The organism is Flagellimonas sediminis, assembly GCF_010500845.1.
Lineage (GTDB): Bacteria > Bacteroidota > Bacteroidia > Flavobacteriales > Flavobacteriaceae > Flagellimonas > Flagellimonas sediminis.
In genome coordinates, this window is sequence record NZ_JAAAMI010000011.1 from 65,826 (window position 1) to 82,735 (window position 16,910).

Annotated in this window: 13 protein-coding genes; all 13 read right to left on the bottom strand. The window is 45.9% G+C overall.

The window, feature by feature from the left end; translation table 11 throughout:
* Positions 1–5 precede the first annotated feature (5 nt).
* The 13 genes from GTK07_RS16990 to GTK07_RS17055 all read right to left on the bottom strand — a co-directional run bounded on the left by GTK07_RS16990 (position 6) and on the right by GTK07_RS17055 (position 16,904).
* Positions 6–836, bottom strand: coding sequence for a universal stress protein (locus tag GTK07_RS16990; protein WP_119648634.1), 831 nt, complete (start codon positions 834–836; stop codon positions 6–8).
* 12 nt (positions 837–848) lie between these two features.
* Positions 849–1,856 (bottom strand): 2-hydroxyacid dehydrogenase, encoded by a 1,008-nt coding sequence (locus GTK07_RS16995; RefSeq protein ID WP_119648633.1) that lies wholly within the window; start codon positions 1,854–1,856, stop codon positions 849–851.
* 22 nt (positions 1,857–1,878) lie between these two features.
* Positions 1,879–3,159: an MgtC/SapB family protein gene (locus GTK07_RS17000; protein ID WP_203583835.1), complete on the bottom strand. Its 1,281-nt coding sequence runs from the start codon at positions 3,157–3,159 to the stop codon at positions 1,879–1,881.
* The gene (locus tag GTK07_RS17005) at positions 3,159–4,241 is read right to left on the bottom strand and encodes a site-2 protease family protein (protein WP_163636407.1); all 1,083 of its coding nucleotides are present in this window, start codon (positions 4,239–4,241) and stop codon (positions 3,159–3,161) included. The genes GTK07_RS17000 and GTK07_RS17005 overlap by 1 nt, the downstream gene beginning before the upstream one ends.
* Positions 4,238–6,595 carry a hypothetical protein gene (locus tag GTK07_RS17010; RefSeq protein ID WP_163636408.1) on the bottom strand — a complete coding sequence of 786 codons (2,358 nt, stop codon included), beginning with the start codon at positions 6,593–6,595 and terminating at the stop codon, positions 4,238–4,240. The genes GTK07_RS17005 and GTK07_RS17010 overlap by 4 nt, the downstream gene beginning before the upstream one ends.
* A gap of 7 nt (positions 6,596–6,602) precedes the next feature.
* Positions 6,603–7,577, bottom strand: a complete 975-nt coding sequence (locus tag GTK07_RS17015) for a 6-phosphofructokinase (RefSeq protein WP_163636409.1) — start codon at positions 7,575–7,577, stop codon at positions 6,603–6,605.
* A 37-nt stretch (positions 7,578–7,614) separates the two neighbouring features.
* Complete coding sequence (locus GTK07_RS17020) at positions 7,615–9,720, bottom strand: heavy metal translocating P-type ATPase (protein WP_163636410.1); 2,106 nt, start codon at positions 9,718–9,720, stop codon at positions 7,615–7,617.
* 181 nt (positions 9,721–9,901) lie between these two features.
* Positions 9,902–10,156 (bottom strand): phosphoketolase family protein, encoded by a 255-nt coding sequence (locus GTK07_RS17030; RefSeq protein ID WP_203583836.1) that lies wholly within the window; start codon positions 10,154–10,156, stop codon positions 9,902–9,904.
* A 12-nt stretch (positions 10,157–10,168) separates the two neighbouring features.
* Entirely contained in the window at positions 10,169–11,377 is a 1,209-nt protein-coding gene (locus GTK07_RS17035; protein WP_163636411.1) for an acetate/propionate family kinase, read from the bottom strand.
* Between the two features lie 72 nt (positions 11,378–11,449).
* On the bottom strand, positions 11,450–11,668 hold the full coding sequence (locus tag GTK07_RS17040; protein ID WP_163636412.1) for a hypothetical protein: 219 nt from the start codon (positions 11,666–11,668) through the stop codon (positions 11,450–11,452).
* A gap of 24 nt (positions 11,669–11,692) precedes the next feature.
* Entirely contained in the window at positions 11,693–14,233 is a 2,541-nt protein-coding gene (gene glgP / locus GTK07_RS17045; RefSeq protein ID WP_163636413.1) for an alpha-glucan family phosphorylase, read from the bottom strand.
* A 37-nt stretch (positions 14,234–14,270) separates the two neighbouring features.
* Positions 14,271–15,182 carry an alpha/beta fold hydrolase gene (locus GTK07_RS17050; RefSeq protein WP_235855467.1) on the bottom strand — a complete coding sequence of 304 codons (912 nt, stop codon included), beginning with the start codon at positions 15,180–15,182 and terminating at the stop codon, positions 14,271–14,273.
* 36 nt (positions 15,183–15,218) lie between these two features.
* Positions 15,219–16,904 (bottom strand): alpha-amylase family glycosyl hydrolase, encoded by a 1,686-nt coding sequence (locus GTK07_RS17055; protein ID WP_119648266.1) that lies wholly within the window; start codon positions 16,902–16,904, stop codon positions 15,219–15,221.
* Positions 16,905–16,910 lie beyond the last annotated feature (6 nt).

Here is a 16,910-nt window from a genome sequence, read left to right on the forward strand (position 1 = left end):
TGCCTTTAGATTTTAACCGTCATTACCGGAAGTGCGGAATGATTGGCCACACCTTCGGCGATACTTTTGGAAAACAAGCTTAAAAAACCTGTACTGCCATGGGTGGACAAAGCAATCAGATCCGCAGGTTCGTGTCTTAGGAACGTATTTATTCCCGTTTCCACAGAAGGTTCGTTAGTGACGTACATCGAATAATTTTTCAAATCAGGAAACTTTTCCAAGAATTTCTTAATTGGATTCAATCCAGCAGTAATGCTATTGGTATCCGTTTGGGTGTTGATACGCAACAAACGAATATGTGCATTGCATTTTTTTGCGATCGAAATTACATGCTCGAAAGCACCACTTACATCCTCCATGAAATCAGAGACAAAAACTATATTTTTAAAAGGGAAGGAGACCTCTTCCTCTTTCACCACGATTACGGGCACATCGGATTTTCGCACGATTTTTTCAACATTGCTACCAAAAAGTTCACGGGCGGTGCCTTTCGTACCGCTACTCCCCGTGATAATAAAGTCATGATGGAAATGACCGGAATGTTTTAGAATATTACTGGTCTCAACCTGATACTCCAAGAAGGTCTGGCATTTTAGATTTTCCTTCTCCGCCTTTTTCTCAAATTCCCGCAAGGCGGATTTGGCCGCCCCGATTTCCCTAAGCGTCTTGGGGTATCTTTTCTCCTTTAACTTGTCCAGTTTTACCCAGTCTACGGGAGTATGTATCAAGTGAAAGAAATGAATTTCCGCATCGTATAGTTTAGCCATTTCAATGCCCAAATCAGCGGCTTTGTCGCAATTCTCCGAAAAATCGGTGGGTACGAGTATATTTTTCATCCTTATTAAGTTTTACAAGTTGTTGTAATTTATTTTTACTTCATTCCCTGAAACCGTTGCTTTTTCAAAACTATCAAGGTTATGTATGGTCGTATCTGCAATGTTGGTCAAGGCTGTATCGGTCAAGAATGCCTGATGGCTCGTTATCAGAACATTGCTGAAGGTCATCAAACGTGCAATGACATCATCCTGTAGTATTTCGTCCGAATGATCTTCAAAGAACAGTCCTTCCTCTTCTTCATAAACATCCATCCCAAAGTATCCGACTTTTCCTGTTTTTAAACCTTCAATGACCGCTTTGGTATCCACCAAGCCACCCCTGCTGGTATTGATAAGCATTACCCCTGGTTTCATCAATGAAATACGCTTGGCATCGATCAAATGTTTGGTGGAAGGCACTAAAGGCACATGCAGGCTTATAATATCAGCTTGGCGGCAGATTGTTGAGCAGTCGGTATAGCGGACCCCGTACTTTTCGATGAGTTCTCCATCTTCAGAGTTGTCATAGGCCAAAATATCACAACCAAAACCGTGCAGTATTTTAACAAGGATAGCCCCAATTTTTCCGGTGCCTATTACACCAACTGTTTTCCCGTTCAGGTCGAACCCTGTAAGTCCGTTCAGCGAGAAATTCATATCCCTGACCCTATTGTGGGCCCTCATCAGTTTTCTGTTCAATGCAAGTATCAGCGCCATGGTGTGTTCTGCGATGGCATATGGGGAATAGGCTGGGACACGGGCTACTTTTATGCCAAGTTCAGCAGCCTTTTCGACAGCTACGTTGTTATATCCAGCGGTACGCAGGGCGATATATTTGATTCCTATGTCCTTAAGTTTTTCAAGTACTACCGCCGAGGCATCATCGCTCGTAAACAAACTAATGGCCTCGGTGCCACGGGCCAAGGAAGCCGTGCTTTCGGTCAACCGTACTTCAAGTAGGTTAAGCTCGTGTTTGCCTTTATTTGCAGATAGCAAATGGGGATCTTCAAATTTATGGGTGCTGAATACGGTTGTTTTCATTTTCGTTTCTAGTTTTAAAATTTCAATTTATCCAAGAATTAAGCAGGATATAAAGGATGCCAAGAAGGACGACCGCCCCAAAGGCATAGCCCACGAGTCGCCCTGTTTTTTTAGAGCCCTTGAAAAAGGCAATGCCCAATTTCACGGTCATATTGCTCAGGGTCGCTGCAATGATGACATTGGATGCCAAAATCAATTTTTCATCCAATAAGGCAAATTTAGCCATGCTGATGGTTATCGCATCGGTATCTGCCAGACCCGCAATCAATGCCGAATAGTACAGACCACTTTCTCCAAAAAATTTATTTCCATAGAAAACCGCAAACAGGATGGCCACATAGATGCCGCCAAAACCGATCGCATTCCAAATATTGAGCGGATTCCCCAAATTAATGTCCGTGTTCGGCTGATCGGTATCCTTACGTATCAAAAGCAGGGAAGCTACCAGACAGACCACCGTAAGCAGGGCAAAGGGGATTGCCAAATAGCCTAGGATGGCACTATTAAAAATATAGGCGAGAACGGCAAGTCTAGGGAACATGATCGCCGATGCTATGATGATGCCCGCTGCGTATTTTTTTGAAAGCTCGGGAGACTGCTTGCTTCTGGAGGCATAGATCCAAGCAACTGCCGTACTCGATATCAAACCACCCAGAATAGCGGTCAACAAGATTCCTTTTTTTGACCCAACGTATTTGACCAAAAAATATCCGATGAAGTTCAGAAAGGAGACAATGACAATAATTGCCCCGATCTCAAAAGGGTTCAGTAGGCCTTCAGGCCCATAATCCTTGTCGGGCAGAAATGGTAATATCAACAGGGCAATGATTGAAAATTTGATAAAGGCAAAAAGTTCTTCGGGCGTTATATTCTTAATGAACGAGCGGAAGGTGGTCTTGAGCGATAACAACGTAACCACAATTACAGCAGTGGCAATGGACTCTTTGTACAAATGGCCCGAAACCATAACACCAAGAACAAATGTGGCAATCAAAGCGAGATTTGTGGTATTACCGATCATGGAATGTTTCTGCACAATGGACAAATGGCTGATGGCAAAAAACAAAATAATGGTCGCCAAACTAACAATGACCAGCCAAGGAGTATACGTCTCGTTCAAACTGCCCACCATAAAGCCTATTATGGCAACAATCGGAAATGTTCGAATACCGGCAAACCCCTGCTCATCCTTTATCTTGTCATATTCCCTTTCCAGTCCAAGGATAAGGCCTATACCCGTGCTCAGGAGTACCCCCAGAATGTAGGGGCTTAATAGCTCACTTATGTTTTGATGTGTTTGCATTATTTTTTTCTTCCCCTTGTAACCATTATCATTTCATTAATTCCCTTTACGGTCACAATACCTGTCAACTGCCCATTATCCAAGACCGCGGCAAGTTGAGAGTTATTGGACACGAGCTTTTCATACACTTGTTGTAGGGGCGTATTTGGCGCAACTATTGCGAAGTCGTTTCGCATTATATCGGACACGCGGGAATTATTTCCATATGCGGTCAACCCCTTGATCAGTTCCTTTCGTGTCAGGACACCTATTGCCTGATCGTTCTCTACGACCACAAAGCCTTGTTCCTGGGTATTCTGCAACAACTGTACTGCTTTTTCCAAGGTTTCCATGGGCGATAGTCGGGTATATTTTTGAATCAAAACGTCACTTGCGGTATATCCGAGGAGTGCAGATTTCGTGCTTTCCTGTACCGCTTCGGCCCCGGCCCCCAAAAAAATGAACAGGCCGATGAACACCAGCCAAAAATTGGAAAAGAACCCTAGGAATACAAATACGATGGCCAGCAATTGTCCTACCCGTGCAGCGATGGTCGTTGCCTTGAGCTTGTCCATATTGAACGCCAAAACTGCCCTCAACACTCTTCCGCCGTCCATTGGAAAAGCCGGTATCAAATTAAAAACAGCTAGGATCACATTGGCGGCCATGATGTTGAACCAAAAATTGTCACCGCTCATATGGTCTATTTCCGAGATGGGCAACAATTGATCGGTCGAAAACAGAAAAATATAGAGAATCCCGGCAATTATGACATTTACCGCGGGGCCGGCCACGGCCACGGCCAACTCTTGGGCGGGTTTTTCGGGCATTCTATTGAGACTGGCCACGCCACCAATGGGGTAGAGCGTAATATCACGTGTTGGGATACCATATTTTTTGGCCGTTAACGCATGGCCAAATTCATGCAGTACCACACAGGCAAACAAAGTTAGGATAAAGAGGGCGCCTGCCAGGCCTTCGGCCCATCCATGTCCCATTTCAAAGTGCATCATGAATATCCATCCAATAATGATCCAGAAGGTCCAATGGATAAATACCTTGATTCCTGAGTAGCTTCCTATATATAAGGACCATTTTTTCATGTGTGTACGATTTTAAGGGTTTTTAATCTGTACGCCAGCATTATCACTACACCGTATCCGAACAAGCCGAGCAGGAATACAAACCTGTAACCATACAGGATGGAAATGACAATGGCAAAGATCGAGGCAGCAACACCCGCCACGCTTGATATACCTAATAAATAGGGAATGCTTTTCTTCTCTTTCAGCGAGGAGGCCGTTTTTAGCAATACTGGAAAAGGGATCCCTATAAAGAAAGACGGAAGCAGTAAAAATAAGGCTATCCAGAATTCTGATAGTTGTTTATACCATATAGGGAGCAGTACATATACGGTCAATAAGGAAACCAAAACGATCAAGGCCGAGTATACGATGAGCTTACGGGAAAGATTTTTTTTGAAAGTTCCCGTCAAAAGGCTGCCCACCCCATTGCCCAGTAAAAACGTAAAAAGCAATAATGAAAAGGACTGGGAAGGGTTGGAGAGCTTTAAGTTGAGTATTTGAAAAAGATACCCTTGTATGAGTATATATGAGAATCCCAACAAAAAGGATATAAGTGCCCAGGCTCTAAATTTTCTTTGCATATACATAGAGGTATTTTCTGAAAAAGAAACCGATCTCCATCCGTTCACATGGTTGGATATGAACCACCCGACGATGAACAGACCAAGCCATAAGGGGGTGGTCATGGCATCGGGTATGCCATTGTTGTAATTAAAAAAATAGGGGGAATCATCGGAAACCGGACTCAAGTTTATGGATGCGGTTTTCCAAAGTTCATCATACGCATAGGAGCCTTTGGAGATATCATACAACAGGTCGTCGAACATATACCACTTATAATTTATGTTCTGTACGATGGTATCTAAACCTTCTTGTTCGATATAGGGAAAATAAAACGGCTCTCGATCCAATTCTACATAATGTGCCGTACCGTGTACCTCCTCGATTATTTTCGGCTCAAAAGGTTTCTTTTTAATGACCAATACCGGGTTCATCCCGTTGGAGTAGATATAAACCTTTTTTAACGCCTCTATTTGACCTACCCCCATCCGGTCCTGAAGCTCCAAAAAGTTCGCCAGCATTTTATATACTTCCTGCCTTGCATGCATCGTAAAAAAGATGGCCCCTTCCTCCGTTAGACCATCCAGATAATCTGAAAGTGCCTCCATGGTAAACAAATAGTTCTCGGTAAGTCCGTAAAAATCTGCGCCCCTTGAACTTTTGGTCACCGGGATGGTCAACATAACGGCATCGTATTTCCCCTTGTTCTCGACCACAAAATTTCTTCCCTCGTTCACATGTACCTTTATGTTCTCCTTATCGAGGAAGGTAGAGGGATTGTATTTTTCCATCAATGCTACAAAGGAAGGGTTGACCTCTGCCGCCTCGATATATTTAAAGCCCATGAAGTATGTTGCGGCAATATCTATTCCACCACCGGGACCTATTATCAGCACGGAATCCTTTTCCTTTTCGCTTAAAAAGTTCAAAGCAAATACGGCCGGAAATCCGGATAATACTTTTCGCATTTCGACGGTATCCTTGGCAAGCTCGTCGATCTCGATGAGATCGGTGCCCGCGGCGGCATCGATAAACATAGATCTGGACACGGTACCATCAGGAAAAGTGAACTTGACCAGATCGGTCTTGCCAAATGCGCTCCAACGGCTTTCCAGTTTTTCGCTTTTAAAAGCAGGGTTGGCCATCAACCGGTACAAATCCTTGGACGGATCTTTCGCAACGGGTATATCGAAGTCCAGGCCATCTTTTGCAAATCCCATTAAAAAAATAACGCCCAGCACCAAAGGGACCAGTATTTTTGAAAAACGGTTCTTGCCTGCTGTCAACGCTATTATCAGGGCCAGCAACAGTAAACCTATGGCAATCGCCACCACCTGTACCAAGCCAAATACGTTGAGCAAAAAAACGGAGGCGAGTGCGCCTGTGGCCGCCCCTATAAGATCTAAGGCATATAAGGTTGACACATGCCGTTTATCCATTTCAAAAATATGGGCATAGACTATTCCGATGGCCATGAACGGAATAGTTGACAAGAGTATAAAAACGGGCAGGCTAAAACCCGAGGATGACGAAACGTCTATTTGTGAAAGGCCTAGCAAAAGGGCAAAACTGAGAAACATCGTGATTGACGGTAGTGCCATCCACCAAAGCAATGAATGATCTATCTTCTCGGAATACTTGGCATACGTTATCTGGCCAATGCCAAGACCGAGTATGGAAAAAGCAATGATAATGAGCACGAAATGAAAACTAAGAAGGTATGAGAACAAGCGTGAAAGACTTATCTCAAAGACTATGGTCGCTGCAGTCAGCAATAAAATTATCGCTATATTGGTTGTCGATCGTTTCATTCTATTTTTAGCTCCCGAAAATTTTTAATAGGCCTCGCAATTCATCATTCACTTGATGCTCTTTTACCACTCGGTCAAATGGGGTCAGGCTCAGTTCGTTGTTCAAGATTCCCGCCATGACATTCTTCCTTCCGCGCAAAAGTGCCTCTACAGCAGCTGCACCAAGCCGTATGCCCAACATTCTATCAAAAGCGGATGCGTTGCCCCCGCGTTGCACATGCCCCAGTTTCGTAATGCGCAGGTCCACGTCAGGGTTTATTTCCTTTATCTTTTTCGCTGCCACCTCGGCCCCGAGTTCATCTCCTTCTGAAACGATTACGATAAAGGCCTCTTCACGATCGTAACTTCCCGCCTTTTCCAACAATTGGATAAAGTCATGTGCGCTTTCAGGGATCAAAATGGCATCCGCGCCGGTACCCAATCCAGAGTGGATGGCGATATAACCACAGTCCCTACCCATCACCTCGATCAGAAATATTCTGTTATGAGCTTCTGCGGTGTCCCTGATCTTATCGATGTTTTCAATAGCCGTATTTACGGCAGAATCGAAACCGAGCGTAAAATCGGTACCGGCCAGATCGTTGTCTATGGTGCCGGGAATGCCCAAAAACGGGAGGTCACAGATTTCTGAAAATGCCAATAGCCCTTTAAAGGTACCGTCACCGCCTATGGCAATCAGGGCATCTATCTTGTTCGTTTTAAGATTTTCCAAAGCTTGTTGTCTTCCCTCCAACGTCAAAAACCGCTTGCTCCGAGCTGTTTTTAACAGTGTTCCTCCCCGATGCGCCATCTTTTGCAATTCGCGGGTATCCAAGGGAACCACATCGCCATCTATTAGGCCTTCATATCCTTTTCGGATACCACTTAATTTTATGCTGTTCACTTCGGCAGTTTTTGCAATGGCAAATAAAGCTGCATTCATACCCGGGGAATCGCCCCCAGAAGTAAATACTGCTATATGTTTAATTTTATTAGTGTTCATTGAATATTGTTTTTTAGTGTTGATCTTTTCTTACATTTTAGGCCGGTTTTTTGTCCAGTGTATGGATGCCTTCCAGTTTGATAAACTTCAGCAATAACGCATTGACCGCTACAATGAGGGTACTGCCGGACATTGAAAGTGCCGCAACCTCGGGGCTCAACACAAAAGGGTACAAAACCCCTGCCGCCAGCGGAAACGCCAACACATTGTAGCCAACGGCCCACCAGAGGTTCTGGTGCATCTTGCGTACAGTGGCACGGGAGAGCTCTATGGCACCTACGATATCATAGGGGTCGCTTTTCATGAGTACCACGTCCGCACTTTCCATGGCAACGTCGGTCCCGGCGCCAATGGCAAATCCTACTTCGGCTTGTGTTAGTGCGGGCGCATCGTTAACTCCATCGCCAACCATACCAACTTTCTTGCCTTGCGCCTGTAGCTCTTTCACTTTTTCGGCTTTTTGGGCCGGTAGCACATCGGCCATGACGTTATCTATCCCAAGGTCCTTGGCGATTCGTCTTGCGGTGGCTTCGTTGTCGCCTGTAAGCATAACCACTTCAATACCGCGCTTACCTAGTTTTTCTACCATTGCCTTTGACGATGGCCTTATGGCATCTGCGATAGCGATAAGCCCAATCACACGACCTGCTTGGGCCACGTGTACAGCGGTGCGACCATCTTCCTGCATTCTAGTGGCCTCGCTTTCCAGACCATCAAGTGGGAGCTTCTGGGTATCCATTAGCAGGCGGTTGCCAAGGAACACCGTTCCGGCGGCGGTCTCCGCACGTGCCCCCATACCGTCAAGACTTTCGAATTTTGTAGGTGCCTCCACGGTCAGTTTTTCCGCCCTGCGCAGTATGGCCTGTGCCAACGGATGGTCCGATCCCTGCTCTACGGCAGCGGCAGCAGTAAGCAATTGATCTTCGGTAATACCTTTTGCAGTAACAATCTCCACAACCTCTGGCTGGCCAACGGTAAGTGTACCGGTCTTATCGCAGACGATGACGTTCAATTTTGTCGCGTCTTCTAGTGCCGATGCATTCTTGAAAAGAATACCGTTCTTGGCGCCCAGGCCGGTACTTACCATAACCGCCATTGGCGTTGCAAGGCCCAGGGCGTCCGGACAGGCGATCACAAATACCGTAATGGTCAATGTCAGTCCGAACATCAGCGGCTCCCCAATCCACCAAAACCAAACCGAAAAGGTTGCAAGGCCGATGATGATTGCGGCAATTACCAGTAATTGTGCTGCCTTATCCGCCAAAAGTTGTGCCGGCGCCTTGGAGTTCTGGGCCTCCTGTACCAGTTTTACGATCTGTGCCAGTGCCGAGTCGGCCCCAACCTTGGTCGCCTTGTAGCGGAAGCTACCGGTCTTGTTGATCGTGGCACCGATGACGGTGTCGCCGGGACCTTTCTTGACAGGCATGGATTCTCCTGTGAGCATGGACTCGTCAACCAACGATTCTCCGCTTTCCACCGTTCCATCAACTGGAATTTTGGCACCTGGGCGCATCACGACGATTTCGTCTTGCAATACTTCCGCAGTTGGGACTTCGATCTCCTCACCGTTGCGGATAACCGATGCCTTTGCAGGCGTAAGGTCCATCAATGCCTTTATGGCCGATGAGGCTCCGGCACGGGCGCGCATTTCGAGCCAATGTCCGAGCAGGATAAAAACCAACAGAACGGCTATGGCCTCGAAGAACTGGTCGCCCCCTTCCAAAAAGAATATACTGATGACACTGAAGATATAGCCCGTACCCACGCTCAGTACTATCAGTACTGCCATACCTAGAATGCCTTTTTTTAGGGCACGCCAGGCAGAAACAAAGAACGGCCAGCTTGGATAAAGTACCGCAGCACTTGCCAATAAAAACAGCCATAGGTTTAGGTCCAGACCAAACGGTGGTTGCGGCGGAGTGAAGAAGCCTCCCATCGGGGAGTAGATAAAGATCGGGATCGTGAAAATAAGGCAGATCCAAAAACGGTTGCGCAGATCGCGAACAATAGCCGCCATGTCCTGGCCGTCATGGCCCATTTCGTAAGCCATTTGTTCAGACATCGTGGGCTGATCACCCTGGTTTTTGTGCCCTTCGTGGCCCTTGCCTGTATGGTCTGTTTGTTTTTTGTGTTCTTTTTTCATTTTTTTACTGTTTTAGTTGTTTGATTTTATTTTAATACTTTTATTTAATTTTTTAGACATGCGTTAATTGTTTCGATAATCCGTTTCGTTTCGTGGGGATTCCTTACACTTATAGAAACCACCCCAGTCTGTTTTACCGAATAGTCATTGCCCCCCGGAAATAAGGCGTCCCCGATAAAAATCATTTCAGATCGTATTTTTTGATGATACGGTTTAGATGGACATATATAAAGTTTTGGCCCGGGGTAGTGCCCCAATGCCCCAATAACATGGGTTTAATATGTTCCGCTTTCAACGGTTGCCGCATCAGGGGATTATCCCATAGATATATCTGACCTACGGATAGGTAATTGGTCGCCCGCCAGTATGCATCCATTTTATCCAAAAGTTCTGGAGCTATTTCCATTTGTCCCTTTTTACTATTTTTATTTTCCATGTCTTACTTATTTTATAGCTGTCTTTCTTTGTTTTTGGACTTGTTATACAAATCCGTTGTGTTTCTTGCAATGATCGACTCTTCATTTGTAGGCATTACCAATACTTTTACTTTGCCATTTATCATGGAGATCTGAAACCCATTTTGATTGTTTTTGTCCTCATCCAATTCAATTCCGGCAAAGCCCAAGCCTTCACAAATTCTTGAACGGATGATCGGTGCTTTCTCGCCGATACCCCCGGAAAAAACCAATATATCAAGGCCTCTCAACACGGCCATAAACGAACCGATCCACTTTTGTATATGATAACAGAAAAGGGCTACTGCCTCTGCCGCCCTTTCGTCCGAGCTTTCTTTTTGTAACAGATCTTGCATATCGGCACTTGTTTCGGAAATTCCCAGAAGACCTGATTCATGATTGATCAAATGGTTGAACTGTTTGGTGTTCATTCCTTCGCTGTTCATCATATACCAAGCCACGCCGGGGTCCAGATCGCCACTCCGTGTGCCCATGACGCAACCACCTGTGGGGGTAAAGCCCATGGTGGTATCAATGCTTTTTCCATCCTTAACGGCTGCCATACTGGCCCCATTCCCAAGATGGGCCAGAATGACCCTCCCATTAGACTCAACTCCCATTTTTGTTTTGAGTTCTTCCATGAGATAGGTATAGGACAAGCCATGAAAACCATACCGCTGAATACCTGCTTTGTCAAATCGCCTTGGTATGGGCAGTATTTTAGCAATACGGGGCATCGTTGTGTGAAAGGAAGTATCGAAACATGCTATCTGTAACAGGTCGGGGTATCTGCTTTTGAACAGTTCGATGATTTCGATCTCGGCAGGAAGATGATCTAGATCATAATCACGGATATCTTTTAATTCCTTTAATAAAGATGCGTTTATTACTTCTGCGTGTGTGTGGTTCAAACCATGGACAATGCGATGTCCAATACATGTGACCCTATCAAAACAAGGTTGTTTTTTGAGCCAAAGGACCAGAAATATGGCAGCTTCATAAAAGCCGGGGCAATATATCCTATTACCTATCTTTTCATCATTCTCAGGATAGGTTAAATTAAAGGTGGTACCATCCAACCCAATGCGGTCGATACTCCCGAAAAATAAGGGCTTTGGGTTTATGGCCATTTCATACATAGCGAACTTGATACTGGATGAACCGCCATTGATCGTTAAGAGATTTGAATTTTCCGGAAGCATTTTTTGTTCTAGGTATTTAAAATTAGAATATTGATAACTCGGTGTCATGACCAAAATGACTATTCGCACCAGTCATGAATCCGACTCATCAAAAGCACAGCTCTTGTTTTCCATAAAACCGGCGGCCATCTTTTTGTATTCCTCGCCAAGGTGCTCTCCGCACCATTCAAGAAGAGCCGGTTGTTCGGAACAGGTGGTATTACGTACCGCCTTTTTCAGTTCCATCTTTAACAACCGCTTGTCGAAGCTGACTTTTTTCAATATGGTTTCGTGATATTCCAGTGTTTTCATCTGTTCAATTATTTGAAATTTGATTTAATGCTGCCATAGTATCAAGCTATTCTCCAACGGTACGGATACACCTTCGTAGCTGGGTACAATGCGCACCGTATAATGATCCGTCGGCCGGGAAGTGTTTACCTCTGCATAAAAGTTATGTGCCCCATCTTCCCCCATCCAATCCAATTTCATCTTGATGTTTTCGGGTGCCCCACCGTTGATCCCTTCCGCGAACAGTTCTACCTGAACATGTTTTGGGTTTATCCCATTTAACCAGATAGGTGCCTTAAAGTGATGTTTTTGGCGTTCGCTTTCGATTTGAACTTGTCCGAATTTTATGGCATCCCATTTAGCTTTGAGCTCATGGCCTGCGCCAACGATTCTTTTCCCTTTAGCCCCTTTTCTCGCTGCGCACTTTTTATAGTTGATCGCCGCTGGCAGATAATAGTCCTCCGTATATTCGCGAACCGTTCGGTTGGCTGAAAAACGGGGCGTTAGGGTCGCCATACTTTTTCGCATGCGCTCTACCCAAATTTCCGATACTCCTTTTTTGTTACGTGCGTAGAATTCGGGGACGACCTGCTGCTCCAGTATTTCATATAGTGCTGCTGCCTCGTGCGCGTCCCACGCGGGATCGTCGCCATGTTCTTGGCCATCGCCCAAGGCCCAGCCTACTTCGGGAGTATAGGCCTCGGCCCACCAACCGTCCAGTACCGAAAGATTGAGGCCACCGTTCACAAGTACTTTCATGCCACTGGTACCACTGGCTTCCCAGGGCCGTCTTGGCGTATTGAGCCATACATCCACGCCCTGGACCAAATTTTCCGCCAACATCATGTCATAATCACTTAGAAAGAGGACATGCCTGTGCAGATTATGCTGTTGGATAAACTGCACCCATTTTCGTATCAATCCTTTTCCCGCTTCATCAAATGGCGGTGCTTTACCGGCCAGGACCAATTGTACCGGATGTTCCGGGTTGGTAAGGATTCGTACAAACCGCTCGGGATCGTGTAACAAGAGATCCGGTCTTTTATACGGCACAAACCGGCGGGCGAAGCCCAAGGTCAGGGTGTCCGGGTCAAAAACCTGTTTCGCGCCCCCAACCACTTCCGCCGGAAGGCCCGAGATTATTGCCTGCGTCTCAAACCTTTCCCTGACAAAGCCGACGAGGCTATTGCGGGATCGGGCCCTAAATTCCCAGAGTTTTTCGTCGGATAGTTTCGAAATATGTGCTGAATGGTCATCGAGTTCGCCCCTCCAGCGATCCTTTCCGCAGGATTCCGTCCAGATTTCATCGGCATATTTGGAATCCCAGCATGGCATGTGCACTCCATTGGTCACATGGCCTACCGGAACTTCAGCTTCCGGCCAACGCGGGAAAAGATTGTTGAAAAGATTTCTGCTTACCTCTCCGTGCAAACGGCTAACGCCATTTACCGCCCCGCTACCACGAATGGCCAGATAGGCCATGTTAAAACTTTCCGATCGGTTATTGGCGTCCGCACGCCCCAAGGCCATCAGATCATTAAAATCCAGGTCCAATTCTTCTTTGGTATAAGCACCTAGATGGTATTCCATGGACGAGGGACTGAAATGGTCAAAACCGGCAGCAACTGCTGTATGAGTGGTAAATAGGTTGCCCGCCCGGGTTACGGCAAGCGCCTCTTCGAAAGAAGTGCCGTTCGCCTTCATAAAATCGTTGGCACGTTCCAGGACCAAAAACGCCGCATGACCTTCGTTCATATGGCAGACTTCGGGTTTTATATCCAAGGCTTTTAGTAATCTGTAGCCTCCTATACCCAATATGATCTCCTGTTTTATGCGCAGTTCGGGCCCACCCCCATACAGCTCATCGGTAATTCCACGATGAATCGGCAAGTTGGCGGCGTCGTTGCTATCCAAAAGATAGAGTCTCGCCCTTCCTACCTGTACCTGCCAGGCCCGGAGCCATATCGGGTGACCGGGCAACGATACCTTTATACGAAGCCATTCCCCGTTCGGTAAGCGTAAGGGCGTAACGGGCAATTGCCCCGGGTCGTTATAGGGGAACAGGGCATTTTGCGTGCCGTATTTATCGATTTCCTGACGGAAATAGCCTTTGGCATAAAGTAGCCCAACGGCAACAACGGGCACGCCCAGATCGCTGGCGGCTTTCAGTTGGTCTCCCGCTACATTGCCCAGGCCACCGGCATAAATAGGCAGGGCCTCGTTGAGCATATATTCCATACTGAAATAGGCAATGGTCGTAAGTGCTGCCTTCGGATGTTTTTCCTGAAACCATGAAGGAGCGGAATTCGCTTGTTCGTTTGCCTTTAATAGGCCTTTAAGTTTTTCTCGAAAAGCCGGGTCCGTCAAACGCTCCTCCAGTCGATCTCGTGAAACCGTTTGTAGAATGACCCATGGGTTTCGTGTGAATTCCCAGAGTTCCGGATCTAGTTGCTGCCATAATTCATCCGAGGCATGGTTCCATGACCACCGGATGTTCAGGGCCAGTTCAATAAGGGCATCGATTCCCTCGACGTCCGTGTGCATCAATCCGTAGAATTGATCTGTACTGTATTTTTGTTTTTTCATCTTTCTATTTCATTTTCAGATTAGTATTCATTCCTGTTCATTGTGATTTTCCGTCAAAATAATTATCTATCGCTTTCCAAACCTCAAGTGGTACCTTCAGAAAGAGCTGGTGGTCACCATCCCGTATTTCCATTAATTTTGCACGGGGAAAAGACTTTGCAAACTTTTCCACGTTGACAAAGGGTGCCACTTTATCATCGGTGCCTTGGATAAAGAGGATCTTTCGATTGATTATGTTCTTCGTAAGGGCGTAGAGATCCGTTTTTAGAATGACCTCGTCCAACGAATTGTAGTAGCTCTGCCAGGTATGCTTTTTCGAGTCCCTAAAAACGTCATCGGTCAGGTTTTTAGGCTTGAACCATTGGACAATGTATAAGGGGTGGAGCATACAGAACACTTTCCCATAGGAGCTTACGGCAAGCTTGTCAAAAAAGGAATTACTGGACATCTGTTCCAAAAATTGGTCTTTGCCTTCGAAAACGGGGAGGCCTATGACCGTAGCCCCTCTAAACCAGTCGGGGCGTTCCGCAAAGAGGGCCAAGGAAATTACCGCGCCCATGGAGTGGCCCAAGATAAGGGTGTTGCCATTATTAAAGCCCTCGTTCGTGATGATGTTCTCAAGTGCCGCAAGCTGAATTTCGAGGGTATATTCACTTTGGGGTTTTGGCGAATCGCCAAAGCCCAACAAGTCGACCAAAAGAAGCCTGTACGTTCCGGTAACTTGTTCCAAATCCTTTTTCCAATAATCTTTAGTACCTGCCATGCCATGGATCAGGATGATGTTCCTTTCGCCCTTGCCCACTATTTCATAGTTCAAGGGCATGGTATCGGGATCATATTCAGGAGCTACCACGACCATTAGGTATTGGTACCCCGCTACCGAGATGAACAATACCAGAATCACCACTACTGCCAAAAAAACCATTTTTTTTATCTTTATGTATTTCATTATCCTATCCAAATTCTTAACGAGGTTCTGTTTCCGCTACTTGTTCTTGAACATCAAAAACTCCATGGGTTTTAGCTTTACCTTGATGAAAAGGCGGCCAGCTTCTTGATCTGTATTCTTTTCTATTCTGATTTTTTTCTTGTTACCATAGATGCAGTCCATAAGACTACCCTCTTTATTGATAGCGGTATCGACCGCTATATATTCTTCTTTGGTATCCTTTGGGGAAGAATTATAGACGACAAGGATTTCGCCCTGATGCAGGATCCTTGAAAATGCCAATAGGCATTCCTTGCCATCGGGAAAATGAAAATCAACCCCGTTTTTTGAAATTTCCCTGAAATACATTCGACCGAACTTTAGAATGGACTCTTTCTGTCTTAAATGTGCCAAGACCGAAATTCGCTTGTATATCCATGAACCTTGGTTCAATACGTTGGTCTCCTTATCATCGGGATCGAACATTCCTTCCCTGATATACCGGTCATCCATACCGTTACCCTCAAAACCTTGTTCGGTACCGTAATAAATACATGGGGCGCCAAGGGCACAAATAAGAAAGCCCATGCCCGCAACAATTTGCTCGGGAGCGGCATTATGGCCGAAGCGATGCTTAAAGTCCATCCCCACCTGGTCGTGGTCATCGATATAGGTCACCAGGAATTCCCCATATTCGCCCCTGCTCAAAGCATTCTTTTGCAGTTCTGCATACCGCCGTATCAATCGGTTCGGGGATGAATTCCCCTTTATGACCTCTGCCAGAACACTGTGTAACGGATGATCTAAAATGGAATCTAGGCCGTAATATACATTCCGGTCCTTCGGCAGCATTTTGGGGCCTATATAGGGATTGCCCATCTCATCATTACCGATAATTTCGCCAAACAAAAAGAAGTTTCTTTTGCCCAAGGTGTAGGCATATTCCCTTATGTTGGAACAAAAACGGCTGATATCGCTACCCTTCATGTGTTTGACGGCATCCAATCGGAAACCGTCCACATCCGTCTCGCGTATCCAATAACAGTGTATCTTGACCAATATATCCAGTAAACTTTCGCTGGCGGGAGAACCATCGTTCCTAAATGTTTTTAACGTAAAGAAGTCGCCTTCCTGGGTCTCGGGATACGCATCGAAATTCCTGATTTGCCCTTTTCGGTTATACATTTCGGGGTCTGCCAGTTCGACTGGAAGCGGCCTGTCTTTCTCGCGCCAACCTCCTAGTGGAAAACGTTGTCCACCAGCATAGAAATAATCATAATCAAAAGGATAGGACCAATTATCCCCGGAATGGTGCAGAACGATATCCAAAAAGACCCTTATATCAAGCCCGTGTGCCTTGTCCACCAATTGTTCCAGTTCTTCCTTGGTGCCCCAGCGTTTGTCCACGTCCATATAGTTCTGGATCGCATAGCCATGGTAGGATCCCGGGTTATTTTCAAACACGGGACTTAACCAGATAGCCGTACAGCCCAAATTTTTGATGTAATCGATATTGTCCATAATGCCTTTGAGGGTGCCCCCAAAAGGCTTTTGCAACTGGTCTTCGTTCCCGAAACCGGCATGCCTGAAGTCGAAATTCTTCGAATGTCGTTTATTGCTATCATGAAACCGGTCGACCATCATAAAATAAATGATCTCCTCCCGCCATTCCCTGTGACAGTTTACCCAGTACGCCTTGCCCGGTTTCGGGGAAAGATCTATTTTGCTAATTGATTTTATCATTATCCG